Genomic DNA, 15,818 nt, shown 5'->3' on the forward strand with positions numbered 1-15,818 from the left:
CACCGCCGTGACGACCGGGCCCCGGGATGTCAGAGGCGCTCGGCGCTGAGCAGGGTGTCGCCGGCGAACGCCAGCAGCCAACCTCCGCCCTTCGGGGTGCTGAAGTCCTCCCCGACACGGCCGGTGAGCTGTTCCAACGCCCTCGGAATCACCTTGCCCTGGCTGCACACCGCCGCGGTGACGCCGGCGCCGGCCAGGCCCAGCAGGCAGGCGGCGAGGGCGAGTGCCCGCTCGTCGGGCTGCTGCCCCGCGCGCGGCTCGTCCAGGTCGCTACAGACCTCGATCGGCAGGTCCAGGCGGGCGGCGGCCGGGTCCAGGGTCTGCACGCATCGCCGCGGCGAGGCCGACAGCAGCCGCTGCGGGCGGATCAGCGCCACCAGTTCGGCCAACGCGTACGCCTGCGCCCAGCCCTCGGAGTCCAGCGGCCGCGCGGTGTCCGGGCCGGTTCCGGTGCCCCGGACTCCGGCGTGGCCATGCCGGAGCACCAGCAGGGTCGCGGTCACCGGGGGAAGAGCCGCGAACGCGGCCAGCACCTCGGCGTCGTGCGGATAGCTGACCAACCGGGCCGCGTCGTCCACGGAAAGCCAGCGCACCTCGTCGACCTCGGTGTCGGGCTGGAAGCCGCCGCTGGCCACCGCTCGCATCGACCAGTAGTCGACGACCTTCGGGTGCCCCTCACTGCGATAGCGCGCGGACGGCAGCCGGACCTGCGGTACTCCCCGCACGTCGGACTCCTCGGCCACCTCGCGGACGGCGGCGACCAGCGGGTGCTCGGCCGGTTCCAGCTTGCCCTTCGGCAGCGTCCAGTCTCCGTAGCGGGGCCGGTGGACGACGCACACCTCGGTTCCGTCGGCAACAGGTCGCCACGGGACCCCGCCGGCCGCGCGGATCTCGGTCATCGCGGCAGTCCGGCTCGCGTGGACCCGGGCAGGGGTCGTACCCGCGAAGCGACAGCCGGGGGTACGGACGGCGTACGGCGCTCGTCCGTCGCCTCCCCGCGTCGCTCCCGCCTCACCCCGTCAGCCTATGCCCCGCGACCGTCAGCCCGGGGTGCCACCGGCGCGGGTCAGCAGCAGTTCCTGAAGATGGGCCAACGGTTCCTCCGCCGTACCGGTCCGGCGGGTCCAGGTGCCGTCGCCGGCCAGCTCGAACGCCTCCACGTCGGGGCTCATCGCGGCGGTCAGCACGTGGTCCAGTTCGGCCCGGGCGACCGGGTCGGTGACCTTCACCAGGGCCTCGACCCGCCGGTCCAGGTTCCGGTGCATCAGGTCGGCCGAACCGATCCAGAACTCGGCGTCGCCGTTGTTGCCGAACCGGAAGATCCGGGAGTGCTCCAGGAAACGGCCGAGGATCGAACGAACCCGGATGTTCTCCGACAGCCCCGGCACCCCCGGCCGCAGCGTGCACATCCCGCGGATCAGCAGGTCGACGTGGACGCCGGCTTGCGAGGCGCGGTACAGCGCGTCCGTGACGGCCTCGTCCACCAACGAGTTCACCTTGAACTGGACCAGCCCGGGCATGCCCAGCCGGACGTGGGCGATCTCCCGTTCGATCCGCTCGACGAGGCCACTGCGGATGCCCTGCGGCGCCACCAACAGCCGGCGGTACGCGGTCTGCCGGCTGTAGCCGGTGAGGACGTTGAAAAGGTCGGTCAGGTCGGCGCCGATCTCCGGGTCGGCGGTGAGCATCCCGAAGTCCTCGTAGAGCCGGGCCGTTTTCGGGTGGTAGTTGCCGGTGCCGATGTGGCAGTAGCGGCGGATCTGATTACCCTCCTGCCGCACCACCAACGCGGTCTTGCAGTGCGTCTTCAACCCCACCAGGCCGTACACGACGTGACAGCCGGCCCGTTCCAGCGTCCGGGCCCAGCCGATGTTGGCCACCTCGTCGAAGCGGGCCTTCACCTCCACCAGCACCACCACCTGCTTGCCCGCCGCAGCGGCGTCGACCAGGGCGTCGACGATGGGGGAGTCGCCACTGGTGCGGTAGAGGGTCTGCTTGATGGCCAGCACGTTCGGGTCGGCGGCGGCCTGCTCGATGAAGCGCTGCACGCTGGTGGCGAACGAGTGGTACGGGTGATGAACCAGGATGTCCCCGTCGCGCACCGTGGCGAACACGCTGCGCGGCACCTCGCCCTCGGTGAGCCGTGGGTGGGTGGCCGGCACGAACGGTTTGTCCTTCAGGTCCGGCCGGTCCGCCTCCTCGTATACCTGCCAGAGCGCGGAAAGGTCGAGCAGGCCGGGCACCCGCAGCACGTCCTGGTCGTCCATGTCGAGTTCGCGGACGAGCAGGTCGAGCATGTAGTCGGTGATCGAGGCGGCCACCTCCAGCCGTACCGGCGGGCCGAACCGCCGCCGGGCCAACTCCCGCTCCAGCGCCTGGAGCAGATCCTCGTCCCGGTCCTCGTCGACCTCCACCTCGGCGTTGCGGGTGACCCGGAACAGGTGGCACTCGACCACCTGCATGCCCGAGAAGAGCTGGCCGAGATGCACCGAGATCAGGTCCTCCACCGGCAGCATCCGCACGCCGGGCCGGTCGCGCCGCACCCGGACGAAGCGGGGCACGTTGTTGGGCACCTTCACCCGGGCGAAGAGCTCCGACCCGCCGTCGGGGTCGCGTACCGCCACGGCCAGGTTGAGTGACCGCCCCGAGATGTACGGGAACGGGTGCGCCGGGTCGACGGCCAGCGGCGTGAGCACCGGGAAGATCTGCTCACGGAAGTACGCGCGCAGCCGGTCCCGCTCCACGTCGTCCAGTTCGCCCCAGCGCATGATGCGGATGTCCTCGTCCGCGAGCTGCGGGAGCACGTCCTCGACGAAGGTCGCGGCGTGCCGGGCCGCCAGGGCGGCGCTCTTCTCGGCGATCAGACCCAGCTGGGTGCGCAGCGGCATCCGATCGCCGCCACGGACCGGCAGCCCGGCCTGGAGGCGGCGCTTCAGTCCGGCGACCCGGACCATGTAGAACTCGTCCAGGTTGCTGGCGAAGATGGCCAGGAACTTGGCGCGTTCCAGCAGCGGGGTGCGCGGGTCCTCGGCGAGGGCGAGCACCCGGGCGTTGAAGTCGAGCCAGGAGAGTTCCCGGTTGAGGAACCGGTCCTCGGGCAGCGGCGCCGCCTCCGGCGGGTCCTCCCCGGCAGTGGCCGCCGCGGGGCGCAGGTTCACCGGTCCGGCCTCGGCGACCGGGTCGAGCACCTCCTCCAACCCGCTGGAGGCGGCCGCCGCGTCAGCCTCGGGAGTTTCGGCGCGGGCGTGTTCGGCCGGACGGTCGGCGCGGAACCGGCCGTCGGTGCCGCGTCGCCGGTTGCCGTTACGGGCCGCTGACTCTTCGGTGGCGGGCTGGGCGGGATCCTCGCGAGGGGTGCTCACCCGCTCATAATCACCCGATACGGGTGAACGCAAAATGAACTTCGAGCCGACTGGTCAGATCATCGTCGGCAACGTCACCCGCAGCACCTCGCCGGCCGCGTCGGTCTCCACCCGTACCCGCTGGCCCAGACGGAGCAGGCGCAGCCCGGAGGCGTCGAAGGCGCGGGCCGGGAAGGGCACCTCGGTGCCGTCGTCGAGGAGCAGCACGCCGCTGCGGGTCGCCGCGTCGTAGGTGGCCACCGTGCCCTGCATGCGAGCACCGTACACCGGCGGGCCGGCTCAGCCCGGTGCGGCGGCGCGATCGACGGTGAGCGCGGCAGTGTACGGCCCCAACCCGAGCCGAGCGGCGGCGGCCAGGTCGGCGGCCGTGTCCACGTCGCGCCGCAGACTCGGCCATTCGCCGGTCAACGGCAGCGCGCCGCTCGCGGCGTGCGCCGACGCCGAGCGCCCCCCGAAGTGGGGTCGCAGCGCCACCCCCGGCGGCCTGGTGAGCAGCACCGTCCCGTCGCCCGGTGCGTCGGCGACGTACCGCCGTACCGTCGGGCCGTCCTCGGCGGCACGTAGCGCGTCGGCGAGGTCGGCGGGGCGCAACGCCGGCAGGTCCGCGGTGAGGCCGGCCACCCAGCCGGCGCCCGCGGCGTCCGCGCCGTGCCGGAAGGCCGCGTTCAGCCCGGCGGCCGGCAGATCCGGCAGCACCCGGGCCCCGAGTTCCCGGCCCACGGCGCCGATCCGGGCGTCGTCGGTGACGAGGAGCACGTCGGCGACGGCCGGGCAGACCCGCACCGCGCGCACCGTGTCGGCCGCCAACGCCAACGCCAACTCCTCGTGGGGTACGCCCGGCAGCGCTCCACGCAGGCGACTTTTCGCCGCCGTCAGGCGCTTCGCCGGCACCACCACGGCCCACCTCGGCTGACTCACGTCACAATCCTGCCAGCTGGTCGTCGGTACCCTCGCTGGCCCGCACCATGGGCGAGCAGGCATGATTTCCGCTGCGGGGAGCGCCGGCGGTCCGGTGCGCGGACCCCGAGCGGCACGAGGAGGCGCGGTGGCACGGCGGAGACTGGGATTCTGGCCACGGTTGGCCGTGATGCTGGTGAAGCCGATCATGTCGGTGTGGACCCGGCGGACCTGGCAGGGCATGGAACACCTGCCGCAGGACGGCGGTGTGATCATCGTGGCGAATCACCTGTCGCACGCCGACCCGCTGGTCTCCGCGCACTTCATCTTCGACGCCGGCCGTTGGCCGCAGTACCTGGCGAAGGCGAGCCTGTTCCGGGTGCCGGTGCTGGGGTGGATCCTGCACCGTTGCCGCCAGATACCGGTGGAGCGGGGCACCGTCGACGCGGCCCGGTCGCTCGCGACGCTGGTGAAGGCGGTCCAGGCCGGCGACGCCGTGGTGATCTACCCGGAGGGCACCACCAGCCGGGAACCGGACCTCTGGCCGATGCGGGGCAAGACCGGCGCCGCGCGGCTCGCGCTGGCCACCGGCGCTCCGGTCGTCCCGGTCGCGATGTGGGGTCCGGAGCGGATCTTCGATCCGCGGACCAGCCGGCTCAGCCTGCGCCCGCGGATCCCGGTGACCGTGGTGGCGGGGCCGCCGATCGACCTGAGCCGGTGGGCGGGCGCGGCCCCCGGGCGGGTCGTCCTCGAGGAGGTCAGCGACACGATCATGTTGCGACTCCGGGACATGCTCGCCGAGATCCGTGGCGGCACACCCCCGCCGCTCTGGCAGCGATCGAACCGTTCGCAGCGCCAGCAACAGGGCGAGTCGGCGTGAACGAGCGACGCGAGCGAACCATCAGGCACAGCAGCGAGGCGCCTCGCGGCGCCGCGGAGCGGGGCGGAGCGGCGGCGTGAGCGAGCGGAGCGGACACGTCGCGGTGCTCGGGGCCGGCTCCTGGGGCACCGCGTTCGCCAAGATCCTCGCCGACGCCGGCCGGGAGGTGACCATCTGGGCGCGGCGGCAACCGGTCGCCGACACCCTGCGGGCCGAGCGGCGCAATCCGGAGTACCTGCCGCACCTGGTCCTGCCGGAACACGTGACCGCGACCACCGACGCCGCCGAGGCGATCACCGGCGCCGAGCTGGTGGTGCTGGCCGTGCCGTCGCAGACGTTGCGAGCCAACCTCGCCGAGTGGGCCGGGCACGTACACCCGGACGCCACGCTGGTGTCGTTGATGAAGGGCATCGAACTCGGCACCACCAAGCGGATGAGCGAGGTGATCGTCGAGGCCGCCGGGGTGGCGGCGCAGCGGGTCGTGGTCGTCTCCGGTCCGAACCTGGCTCCGGAGATCGCCGCCGAGCAGCCGGCCGCGACCGTGGTGGCCGGTACGGACAGCCGGCGGACAGCGCTCGTGCAGTCGTCGATCCGGACGCCGTACCTCCGCCCGTACACGAACGACGACGTGATCGGCTGCGAGCTGGGCGGGGCGGTCAAGAACGTGATCGCCCTGGCGTACGGCATCGCCACCGCGATGGGCTTCGGCGACAACACCCGGGCGATGCTGATGACCCGGGGGCTGGCCGAGACCGCCCGGCTGGGCGTGGCGCTCGGCGCGGACCCGATCACCTTCGCCGGCCTCGCCGGCATGGGCGACCTGGTCGCCTCCTGCTCCTCGCCGTTGGCCCGCAACCGCACCTTCGGTGAGCATCTGGGGCGGGGCGAGACGATGGAGCAGGCGCAGACCGCCACCCGGCAGACCGCCGAGGGTGTGAAGAGCTGCCTCTCGATCCGTGACCTGGCCCGGGCGCACGGCGTGGAAATGCCGATCACCGAGCAGGTCGAGCGGATCTGTCACGAGGGGATGGACCCCCGGATCGCGGTCGACACGTTGATGAGCCGTACCGCCAAGCCCGAGTCGTACGAGTGAGGACCGAATGAGCGAGCTGGGGGACGGCACCCGCTGTGTGCACGCGGGCCTGCCCGAGCCGGCGCCGGGGCAGCCCTTCCTGCCCGGCCCGGTCTTCGCCGCGCCGTACCACCTCGACCCGTGGCAGGGGCCGGCGGGCGCGGCGAACGGTTACGGCCGCCCCGACAACCCGACCCGGCGGCTGCTGGAGGCCGCGGTCGGGGAGTTGGAGGGCGGTGACTGCCGGGTCTTCGCCAGCGGGCAGGCGGCGATCACCGGTCTGCTGCTGACCGTGCTGCGTCCGGGTGACACGGTGCTGCTTCCCGCCGACGGGTACTTCCCGGTCCGGGCCTTCGCCACCGACACACTGGAGCCGATGGGCGTACGGGTGGTCTTCGTGCCGACGGTCGGGCCGTACCCGCCGTTGGAGGGGGTCCGGCTCGTGCTGGTGGAGACTCCCGCGAACCCGGGGCTGGACGTGGTCGACGTGGCCGCGCTGGCCGAGCTGGCGCACGCGGCGGGCGCGCTGCTCGCGGTGGACAACACCACCGCCACCCCGCTCGGACAGCGGCCCTTGGACCTCGGCGCGGATCTGGTGGTCGCCTCGGGCACCAAGGCGCTCACCGGCCACTCCGACCTGCTGCTCGGCTACGTCGCCAGCCGGTCGACGGAGCTGATCGAGGCGGTCACGCTCTGGCGCAACGCCACCGGTGCGGTTCCGGGCCCGTTCGACGCGTGGCTGGCGCACCGGTCGCTGGCGACCATGGACCTGCGGCTGGGCCGGCAGTCCGCCAACGCCGAGGCTGTCGCCGCGCTGCTCGCCGGCCGTCCGGACGTGACCGGCCTGCGCTGGCCGGGCCGGCCGGAGGATCCGGCGTACCCGGTGGCGTCGAGGCAGATGCGCCGCATGCCGGGGGTGCTCTCCTTCGACCTCGGCGACGCCGACCGGGTCGCCCGGTTCATCGACGCCGCCCGGTTCGTCGTCGCGGCCACCTCCTTCGGCGGTCTGCACACCACCGCGGACCGGCGGGCCCAGTGGGGGGACGACACCTCCGCGGGCTTCGTCCGCCTCTCCTGCGGCGTGGAGGACACCGCCGATCTGGTGGCCGACATCGCCGCCGCGCTGGACGCCGCCGGCCCGATCAACTGATCGCCGTCGCGGCAGGTTATCGTTCCGGTGGCCCGGTGCCGGGCCCCGATCCGAGGAGGTGAGTCCGATCCGTCCGACAGCAGGACCGGCGCTCCCCTCCGAGTCAACGCCGCGCCGATAGCGGCCATCGGGGGCGCCGACGAGCATCCCCGGAGGTTTGCCATGACCGTGCCGTCCCACCTCGATCGTTCCGCCCTGGTGCGGCAGCTACGTGCCGCCGGTTGCGTCTTCGCCGAGGACGAGGCGGAGCTGCTGCTCGACGCCGCCGAGTCCCCGGACGCCCTGGCCGGCCTCGTCGAACGCCGGATCGCCGGTGAACCGTTGGAGTACCTGCTCGGCTGGGCCGAGTTCTGTGGGCTGCGGATAGCCGTCGACCCGGGGGTGTTCGTGCCCCGCCGGCGTACCGCGCTGTTGGTGGAGGTCGCGGCGGAGCTCGCCGGCCCGTCCCCGGCCGTGGCGGACCTCTGCTGCGGCTCGGGTGCGACCACGCTCGCTCTGGCGCGGCGGCTCGCACCGCGCTGGCTGGCCGCCGTCGACATCGACCCGGCGTCGGTGGCCTGCGCCGGGCGTAACCTCGCGGGCCTGGCCGTCCCGGTGTTCGCGGGGGATCTGTTCGCGCCGCTGCCGCAGCAGTGGCGGGGCCGGTTGGACCTGGTCGTCGCCAACGCCCCGTACGTGCCGACGACGGCGGTGGCGCTGATGCCGCCGGAAGCGCGTCTGCACGAGGTCCCGGTGGCGCTCGATGGTGGTCCGGACGGGCTGTCCGTGTTGCGCCGGGTGGCCGCCGGTGCGGCCCACTGGCTCGCGCCCGGTGGACACCTGGTCGTGGAGGCGTCCGATCGGCAGGCCGACGCGCTGAGCGCGGCGTTCACCGCGGCCGGGCTGGTGCCCCGGGTACGGCACGACGAGGAACGGGACGCCACCGCGGTCACCGGTCGCCGCCCGGCCTGAGCCCGCGCTCGTTCGGGTCGGGGTGTTCCCGTCACCCGATCCGACCACGGGCCGTCCGGAGCCTGGTGGGCCGATGGAGATCGAACTAGCCTCTGATCAGGTTCGCTGGGGGAGGGGTGGGCGTGGGCAGCGCAGGGGTACCGGTGGTGGTCGGGCTGGACAACGGTGGGAGCAGCAACAACGCCACAATCCTGACGGTGGACGGTCGGTTCCTGGTGGACGAGTTGGTGGAGAGTCCGAGCGAGGTGCACGCCGGGCCGGAGGTGGCGATCGAGGCGCTGGCCCGCGCGCTGGACAGCGTCCTGGCCCGCACGGGTGTGCCACGTGAGCTGGTACGCGCGGTGGGGCTGGACACCCCGGGCCCGGCGAGCGCCACCGGGGTGATCTCCTCACGTGGTTCGACCAACTTCTCCGAACCGGCCTGGCGGGGCTTCGACGTGCGCGGTGCGCTCGAACGGAGACTCGATCTGCCGGTGACCTATCACAACGACGGCAACGCCGCCGCGCTCTACGCCCACCATGCCCATCTCGGAGCCGATGCGATGGTCCGGTCGTCGGTCTCCGCGATCGTCGGCACCGGTCTCGGTGGTGGCGTGGTGGAGAACGGGCGGGTGATCTCCGGGGCGGCCGGGATGGCGGGCGAACTAGGTCACGTGCACGTTCCGCTCACCGGCCTGCTCGCCCCGGACCAGCCCGTGCCGGACTGTGCCTGCGGGTTCGGCGGGGACGCGGAGAGCATCGCCTCGCTGACCGCCATCGAGCGCAACCTGCTGCCGTACTGGCTGGGCCGGTACCCGGACCACCCGTTGGCCGCCCAGCCGCCGGCCCGCGCGGCACGTCTGGTGCGCGACTACGGCGAGCGGGGCGACGAGCTGGCCCGCGCCATCTTCACCCAGCAGGCGGCGGCCATCGGCCGGCTGTTCACCATCGCCGCCAACTTCACCGACCCGCACGTGTACTTCGTCGGTGGCGGTGTGGTGGAGACGGCGCCGGAGTTCCGCGACTGGTTCCTGGCGACCGTCCGCGAGCACACCACGCTGCGCGAGGAGCAGGCCGCGGTGGCCACCTTCGCCCTGGTACCGGACCGGGACATGGCCGGCGCGCGTGGCGCGGCCATCGCCGCGTTGGAGGCGCTGCGCGGCGGTCCGGCGCCCCAGCCCGTGATGACCTGAGCGTGGCCCGGCCGGCCACCGCCCACCGGTGGCCGGTCGGGTCCACGCTTCCGGCCAACGCCCACCGGTGGCCGGACGCCGGAGGTCAGGGCTGCGGCGGTGCCTGGGCGAACGCGGCCCAGGCCGCCGGTGTGAAGAGGAGCGCCGGGCCGTGCGGATCCTTGGAGTCGCGTACGGCAACCAGGTCGGGGATCAAGGCCACCTCCACGCAGGCGCCTTCGTCGCCGCTGCGGCTGCTCTTGCGCCAGGCGGCCGCGGCCAGGGCCACGCTGATCGTCGGTGTCATCCGTCCTACCGTCCCTTCAGGAGGTCGAGAAGCTTGTCGCGGCTGTCCGCCGGGCTGAGCGCGACGGTCCGCAGGTGTTCCATGATCTTGGTGCAGGTGCGCAGGTCACCGGGACCGTCGAGGATCATCTGACCGGCCACCGTCTCCACCGAGGCGATGATCGGGTCCTCCGGGTCGGCGAACTCCAGGATGTGCAGCGACCCTCGGGTGCCCCGGTGGTATCCGGCGGCGAGTGGGATCACCTGGACGGTGATGTTCGGCAGTTCGGCCATCTTCACCAGATGTCGTAGCTGGCCCTCCATCGCCGGTCGGTCGCCGACCGGTCGCAGCAGCGCGCCTTCGTCGATGATGGCGTCGAGGATCGGCGGGGCGTCACCGGTGAGGCGTTGCTGACGGTCGAGGCGCAGCTTGACCCGCTGCTCCACCTGGTCGTCGCTGAGGGTGTGTGGGCCGCCTCGCATCACGCCGCGGATGTAGTCGGCGGTCTGGAGCAGGCCGGGCACCACCGAGGGCTCGAAGTTGGCGATGCCGGTCGCCTCGGCCTCCAGGGCGATGAAGTCGATGGTGCGGCGGTCCAGGAGGTACGAGTAGGACACCCACCAACCGGGCTTCCGGGCGTCCTTGGCGAGCTGCACTGCGGCGGCGATCTCCTCCGGAGCGACGCCGTAGAGGGTGAGCAGGGCGCGTACGGTGGCCGGCTTGACCGGTGACTGGGCGTTCTCGTAGCGCGAGAGCGTGCTACGGGTGCTGCTGATTTCGTCGGCCGCCGCTTCCAGGGTCAGGCCGGTGGCCTCCCGGTGGGTGCGCAGGGCGAGCCCGAGTCGGCGGGCGCGGGCGGTCTTCGGAGCCATACATCGATGGTTGCACATTTTTCTGGGAATCGGTACATGAGAGAACGCCGGTGAGAGTTGCATTCACGCCTGCACACCTGTCAATCTGTTACAGCGTCCTCACCGCCGGTTGTCGTGGCGACGGTGGTGGTGAGCGACCGGAGGGGATGGGGCGCGCGGCGGTCGGGTTTCTCCCCCGTACCCGATCGCCGCGTGCCACGCCGTTCCCACCAGGCGGAAGGGAGTGAGCGTGCGTACCGGTCCGCGAGTCCACCCCGACCACCCCGGGAGCCGGCGATGACCCGCTTCCTGGTGGTGCTCACCGACGTGCGTCCGTTCGAGGGGAACGGCCGCAACGAGCGGACCTCTCCGGAACGGCGCCGCCAGGTTGTCGGTGCCAACAACCGCGAGGCGGCCGAGCGGATCGCCGGCGCCTTCATGGCGCTGGGCATGGTGCGCGCCGGCCGGCAGCGGGTGAAGGTGATCGCCGTCGGACGACGACATTCCCGCGACTGACCACATCGGAGCAACCACGACCGGCGCCGGTCGGGCCGGCCGCCCTGGCCCGGCGGGTACGCCGTTCAGAGCAGCTTGCGCTTCTTCAGATACGCGACCAGATCGTCGTAGACGCCGCCCTCGTTGGCGAACATCGCGACGTTGCGCGCCGTGGCCATCCAGGGCCGGGTCGACGGGCGGACCTCCTTGAGCGCCCGGTCGAAGTCCCGCTGCTCGATCATGCGTACCTCGCCGCTGCGGACCGAATCCGCCATCGCGTACTCGGCCGCTGTCTCGCAGAGGTGCGCCAGGTCCGCCCCCGAGTAGTCCTCGGTCGCCGCCACGATCCGGCGTAGATCGATACCGGCGATCGGCCGCTCCCGCAGGTGGTACTCGAGCACGGAAGCGCGCGCCCCGGCGTCCGGTGGCAGCACCAGCACGACCCGGTCGAGCCGGCCGGGGCGGCGCAGCGCCGGGTCGACGTCCCAGGGGGTGTTGGTGGCGGCGAGCACGAAGACACCCTCGTTGTCGCCCTCCATGCCGTCCAGCTCGGCGAGCAGCTGGTTGCCGAGGGTACGCATCGAACTCGAGCTGACCTGCGAACGCTTGTGCCCGAGGGCGTCGATCTCGTCGAGGAACAACACGCACGGCGCGTTGCGGCGGGCCGCCTGGAACAGCTCGTGCAGGTTCCGTTCCGAATTGCCCAGCCACATGTCCAGCACATCCACGATGGACAGTGAGACGAACTTGGCGCCCATCTCGCCGGCCAGCGCCCGGGCCAGGAACGTCTTGCCGCAGCCGGGCGGCCCGTAGAGCATCAACCCGCCGCGCAGGCTCTTGCCGTACATCCTGCGCAGCTGCGGGTTGCGCAGCGGGCCGAGGAACGCCAGCTCCAGCCGCTCCTTGACCGCTGACATGCCGCCCACGTCGGCCAGCCGGACGGTCGAGGTCTCCACGTCGTACAGCCGGTCGTGCTCGCCGCCGACCGGCTCCGGCTCGTCGCCCGCGGCGGCGAAGCGCGGCGGGACGACGTCGGCCAGCTCCTGCTCGTAGGCGGAGAGCGGGTCGCCGCCGGCGCCGGTGGGCGTCGGGCGCGACGCGGGCGGGGTCGCCGTCGCCGCGGCGGATCCGGCCGCGGGCGCCGGGCCCGGGGCGGGCCTCGGCGGTGGTACGGACGCCCCGAGCGCGCGGTGCATCAGCGCCTGAGCCTCCCCGTCGCCCGGGTCACGGGCCAGCGCCTGACCGATCTGGGCGATCGCCTCCCCGCCGCGGCCGGCGTCCAACAGCAGCGTGGCGAGGTGCAGCCGTAGCGGGCGGTCGTCCGGGCGAGCGTCGAGGGCCGCCTGCAGGCTGTCGATGAGGGCGTCCGAGCTCACAGCGCAGCAGCGTAGTGGGGCGCCGGGCGAGCCCGCGTACCCGTGCGGTGACGTGGACCCGCACGCTCTGGGGGATTACTCACCGTAATCGCCTGCTGACCGATTCTTGAGGTGGCCGCCTCTCGACTGTTATCGCCCGCAGCCCTCCACCACGCACAGTAAGGTCACCGGTGAGGGACCAGCGCCCGTCGACCCGAGAGGTGACCGGAGTGAGCACCCCTGGCAAGACCCGCGTGGCCGTCGTCTTCGGCGGTCGCAGCCCGGAGCACGGCATCTCCTGTGTCAGCGCCGGCGGCGTCATCGGCGCGCTCGACCCGGACGAGTACGAGGTGGTGCCGGTGGGCATCACGCGGGCCGGGCAGTGGGTCCTCACCGGCGGCGAGCCGGAGCAACTCGTCATCCGGGCCCGGCAGCTGCCGGAGATCACGGCGGACTCCGGCGTGGACCTGGTGCTTCGCGCCGACCCCACCGGGCGCGGGCTGATGGTGCTCGACCAGGTCGAGGGTCCCCGTGCGCTCGCCGACGTGGACGTGGTCTTCCCCGTCCTGCACGGCGCGTACGGCGAGGACGGCACCATCCAGGGCATGTTGGAGATGGCGGGCATCCCGTACGTCGGGGCGAACGTGTTCGCCTCGGCCGCCGCCATGGACAAGGAGTTCACCAAGAAGCTCTGCGCCGCCGAGGGCATCCCGATCGGCCCGTACGCGGTGCTGCGCAACGGGATGACGTTGAGTGACGCCGACAAGGAACGGCTGGGCCTGCCGGTCTTCGTGAAGCCGTCCCGGGCCGGGTCGTCCGTCGGCGTGAGCAAGGTGAGCGACTGGACCGACCTGGACGCGGCGGTCGCCCTGGCCCGGCAGACCGACCCGAAGGTGCTCGTGGAGAGCGCCATCGTCGGCCGTGAGGTCGAGTGCGGCGTGCTGGAGGGGGAGGCCGGCGGCAGCCCCGAGGCGTCGGTGATCGCCGAGGTCCGGTTGGTCGCCGACCACGAGTTCTACGACTTCCAGGCGAAGTACATCGACTCGGCGACGTCCTGCGAGTACGACGTGCCGGCCGACCTGCCCGAGCGGGTCACCCGGGAGATCCAGGACTACGCGGTGCGTTCCTTCACCGCGCTCGACTGCGCCGGCCTGGCCCGGGCCGACTTCTTCGTCACGCCGGAACTGGACGTCTACCTCAACGAGGTCAACACCATGCCGGGCTTCACCCCGTCGTCGATGTTCCCGAAGATGTGGGCGATGTCGGGGCTGGAATATCCGAAGCTGGTCGACCGCCTGGTCCGCACCGCCCTCGCCCGGGGCGTCGGCCTGCGCTGACGCCCGGGCAGCCGGCGCGGGTGCCGGGCGACCGGAACCGGGCGGGCCCGCCCGGTGGGGCGAGGTCAGCCCCGGCAGCCGGCGGGAATGTCGTCGCCGGAGGGAACCGCGGCCACGATCGTGTCCGAGATCTGCGGCACCCACTGCAACGCCGCCCCGTACTCGCGGGGTACCCGCACCGTCACCGCGGTCTCCCGGTCGACGGTGGTGAGCACGGTGGCGTCCGGCTGTTCGTCGGCGTACCAGCAGACCTTGTTGACCGAGTAGACGTCGGACGTGGGCGGGAGCGACGGTTCGGCGCCGCCGCAGGCCAGGGTGAGGGCAGGGTCCCCGTACGCGGCGTTCTGCTCGGGCCCGGCGGTCACCGGACGCTGGTTCAGGTCGCGGACGGTCGGTGGCAGCTGGGAGAGCAGCGCACGGCACAGGACGGCCGGCCGGTCGGCGAGCGCTGGCGCGGCCATCTCGACCGGCGCGGTCGACTGCGGCCGGGCAGCGGTGGCCGACGGGCTCGGCTCGGGCTCCGGCGAGTCCGGCGCGAGCTGGATGAAGGCGAGCACGGCCACCAGCAGGGTGATCGGCAGTGCGACCAACGTCGCGATCAGGGCCGCGCGCCGGTTCGTGCCCTCCTGGCCACGCCGGGCACCCGGGGGCGCCTCGTCCGGCAGCTCGTCGGTCCGGTCGTCGGCGGGGGTCTCAGTGATCTTGTCCACTTACAGCCGCACCACGGAGCAGGTGAGGGTGCGGGTGATGCCGGGCACCATCTGCACGTTGCTGACGATGAGTTTGCCGAGCTCGTCGACGGTGTTCGCCTCGGTGAGGACGACCACGTCGTACGGGCCGGTGACGGCGTCGACGCGTACCACGCCGGCGAGATCGGCAATCCGCCCGGCCACGTCACGCGCGCGGCCGACCTCCGTCTGAATGAGGATGTACGCCTGTACCACGACTCGACCTCCCTCCGTCGCCGCGTCGAGCGGCCCGAAGGGTGAAACTACCTTACGGTGCAGGTCCGATCCCTATCGGTGGTCGAGGAGATGCGTTGAGCGAGCACGGCGGGGCCGGGCAGCAGGAGCGGAACGAGGGTGACCGAGTGAGCGTCGCAGCGGTCGGTGAGTTCGGGTTGATCGAGCGGGTGACCGCCCGCCTGTCGCACGGGCCGGCCACCCTGTTGGGGCCCGGTGACGACGCGGCGGTGATCGCCGCGCCGGACGGCCGGGTCGCCGCGTCGACCGACGTGCTGGTGGAGGGGCGGCACTTCCGGCGGGACTGGGGCAGCGCCCGGGACATCGGGCATCGGGCGGCGGCGGCGAACCTGGCCGACATCGCGGCCATGGGCGCCACTCCGACCGCACTGCTGGTCGCCCTCTGCATGCCGGCGGAGCTCGAACTGAGCTGGGCGGAGGAGCTGGCCGACGGGCTGGCGGCCGAGGCGGCCACCGTCGGCGCGAGCGTGGTCGGCGGCGACATGTCGGCCAGCCCCACGTTGACCATCGCCGTGACGGCGCTGGGCGACCTGGGTGGGCGTGCGCCGGTGGTGCGCTCCGGCGCACGTCCCGGCGACGTCGTCGCCCTCGCCGGTCGGACCGGTTACGCGGCCGCCGGGCTGACCGTGCTCTCCCGCGGGTTCCGCACGCCCCGGCTGCTCGTCGAGGCGTACCGCCGGCCGGAGGTGCCCTACCCGGCGGGGCCGCAGGCCGCCCAGCTCGGGGCCACCGCCATGATCGACGTCTCGGACGGGCTGCTGGCCGACCTGGGACACGTGGCGAAGGCCAGCGGGGTCGCTGTCGACGTGCGGCGGGACGCCTTCGAGGTGCCCCCGCAGATGCGCGACGCGGCGCAGGCGTTGGGCGCCGACCCGTACGCCTGGCTCCTCGGCGGCGGCGAGGACCACGCGCTGGCCGCCACCTTCCCGCCGGACGTGGCCCTGCCCGCGCCGTGGCGGCCGATCGGCGAGGTGACCGCGGGTTCCGGGGTGACGGTCGACGGGAGCCCGTACGCCGGATCGCCTGGTTGGGACCACTTCCGCTGAGC

General features: G+C 72.8%; 17 protein-coding genes. 8 read left to right on the forward strand and 9 right to left on the reverse strand.

Features of this window, described 5'->3' with window-relative positions; translation table 11 throughout:
* Window positions 1-29: 29 nt before the first annotated feature.
* The 4 genes from ABZS42_RS20630 to cofC all read right to left on the reverse strand — a co-directional run bounded on the left by ABZS42_RS20630 (window position 30) and on the right by cofC (window position 4,280).
* Entirely contained in the window at window positions 30-899 is an 870-nt protein-coding gene (locus ABZS42_RS20630; protein WP_355147562.1) for an NUDIX hydrolase, read from the reverse strand.
* A 141-nt stretch (window positions 900-1,040) separates the two neighbouring features.
* Complete coding sequence (locus ABZS42_RS20635; RefSeq protein ID WP_355147563.1) at window positions 1,041-3,362, reverse strand: RNA degradosome polyphosphate kinase; 2,322 nt, start codon at window positions 3,360-3,362, stop codon at window positions 1,041-1,043.
* A 54-nt stretch (window positions 3,363-3,416) separates the two neighbouring features.
* Window positions 3,417-3,614 (reverse strand): cold-shock protein, encoded by a 198-nt coding sequence (locus ABZS42_RS20640; RefSeq protein WP_355147565.1) that lies wholly within the window; start codon window positions 3,612-3,614, stop codon window positions 3,417-3,419.
* 27 nt (window positions 3,615-3,641) lie between these two features.
* Window positions 3,642-4,280 carry a 2-phospho-L-lactate guanylyltransferase gene (gene cofC / locus ABZS42_RS20645; RefSeq protein WP_355147567.1) on the reverse strand — a complete coding sequence of 213 codons (639 nt, stop codon included), beginning with the start codon at window positions 4,278-4,280 and terminating at the stop codon, window positions 3,642-3,644.
* A 127-nt stretch (window positions 4,281-4,407) separates the two neighbouring features.
* On the opposite strand from cofC, the gene ABZS42_RS20650 reads away from it, so the two are divergent.
* The 5 genes from ABZS42_RS20650 to ABZS42_RS20670 all read left to right on the forward strand — a co-directional run bounded on the left by ABZS42_RS20650 (window position 4,408) and on the right by ABZS42_RS20670 (window position 9,484).
* Window positions 4,408-5,139 carry a lysophospholipid acyltransferase family protein gene (locus ABZS42_RS20650; protein ID WP_355147569.1) on the forward strand — a complete coding sequence of 244 codons (732 nt, stop codon included), beginning with the start codon at window positions 4,408-4,410 and terminating at the stop codon, window positions 5,137-5,139.
* 76 nt (window positions 5,140-5,215) lie between these two features.
* Entirely contained in the window at window positions 5,216-6,232 is a 1,017-nt protein-coding gene (locus tag ABZS42_RS20655) for an NAD(P)H-dependent glycerol-3-phosphate dehydrogenase (RefSeq protein WP_355147571.1), read from the forward strand.
* 7 nt (window positions 6,233-6,239) lie between these two features.
* Entirely contained in the window at window positions 6,240-7,361 is a 1,122-nt protein-coding gene (locus ABZS42_RS20660; RefSeq protein ID WP_355147573.1) for a cystathionine gamma-lyase, read from the forward strand.
* Between the two features lie 162 nt (window positions 7,362-7,523).
* A complete protein-coding gene (locus ABZS42_RS20665) occupies window positions 7,524-8,312 on the forward strand; it encodes a putative protein N(5)-glutamine methyltransferase (RefSeq protein ID WP_355147575.1) in 789 nt (262 codons plus the stop codon).
* Window positions 8,313-8,434: 122 nt separating this feature from the next.
* Window positions 8,435-9,484, forward strand: coding sequence for an ROK family protein (locus ABZS42_RS20670; protein ID WP_355147577.1), 1,050 nt, complete (start codon window positions 8,435-8,437; stop codon window positions 9,482-9,484).
* A gap of 85 nt (window positions 9,485-9,569) precedes the next feature.
* On the opposite strand, the gene ABZS42_RS20675 is transcribed toward ABZS42_RS20670, so the two are convergent.
* Window positions 9,570-9,770 (reverse strand): DUF397 domain-containing protein, encoded by a 201-nt coding sequence (locus ABZS42_RS20675; protein ID WP_355147579.1) that lies wholly within the window; start codon window positions 9,768-9,770, stop codon window positions 9,570-9,572.
* Window positions 9,771-9,775: 5 nt separating this feature from the next.
* Window positions 9,776-10,621 (reverse strand): helix-turn-helix transcriptional regulator, encoded by an 846-nt coding sequence (locus ABZS42_RS20680; RefSeq protein WP_355147581.1) that lies wholly within the window; start codon window positions 10,619-10,621, stop codon window positions 9,776-9,778.
* 276 nt (window positions 10,622-10,897) lie between these two features.
* On the opposite strand from ABZS42_RS20680, the gene ABZS42_RS20685 reads away from it, so the two are divergent.
* Window positions 10,898-11,116, forward strand: a complete 219-nt coding sequence (locus tag ABZS42_RS20685) for a hypothetical protein (protein ID WP_355147583.1) — start codon at window positions 10,898-10,900, stop codon at window positions 11,114-11,116.
* A 65-nt stretch (window positions 11,117-11,181) separates the two neighbouring features.
* On the opposite strand, the gene ABZS42_RS20690 is transcribed toward ABZS42_RS20685, so the two are convergent.
* Window positions 11,182-12,471, reverse strand: coding sequence for an ATP-binding protein (locus ABZS42_RS20690; protein ID WP_355147585.1), 1,290 nt, complete (start codon window positions 12,469-12,471; stop codon window positions 11,182-11,184).
* 209 nt (window positions 12,472-12,680) lie between these two features.
* Here ABZS42_RS20690 and ABZS42_RS20695 point away from each other — a divergent pair, with 209 nt between their 5' ends.
* Complete coding sequence (locus ABZS42_RS20695; RefSeq protein WP_355147587.1) at window positions 12,681-13,787, forward strand: D-alanine--D-alanine ligase family protein; 1,107 nt, start codon at window positions 12,681-12,683, stop codon at window positions 13,785-13,787.
* A gap of 65 nt (window positions 13,788-13,852) precedes the next feature.
* Here the strand turns inward: ABZS42_RS20695 and ABZS42_RS20700 are convergent, their stop codons facing one another.
* The gene (locus tag ABZS42_RS20700) at window positions 13,853-14,452 is read right to left on the reverse strand and encodes a DUF3515 family protein (protein WP_355147638.1); all 600 of its coding nucleotides are present in this window, start codon (window positions 14,450-14,452) and stop codon (window positions 13,853-13,855) included.
* 45 nt (window positions 14,453-14,497) lie between these two features.
* Window positions 14,498-14,731, reverse strand: coding sequence for an Lrp/AsnC ligand binding domain-containing protein (locus tag ABZS42_RS20705; protein WP_076470483.1), 234 nt, complete (start codon window positions 14,729-14,731; stop codon window positions 14,498-14,500).
* A 146-nt stretch (window positions 14,732-14,877) separates the two neighbouring features.
* On the opposite strand from ABZS42_RS20705, the gene ABZS42_RS20710 reads away from it, so the two are divergent.
* The gene (locus ABZS42_RS20710; RefSeq protein WP_355147640.1) at window positions 14,878-15,816 is read left to right on the forward strand and encodes a thiamine-phosphate kinase; all 939 of its coding nucleotides are present in this window, start codon (window positions 14,878-14,880) and stop codon (window positions 15,814-15,816) included.
* Window positions 15,817-15,818 lie beyond the last annotated feature (2 nt).

The sequence above is a fragment of the Micromonospora sp. NPDC005367 genome (genome assembly GCF_040606825.1).
Lineage (GTDB): Bacteria > Actinomycetota > Actinomycetes > Mycobacteriales > Micromonosporaceae > Micromonospora.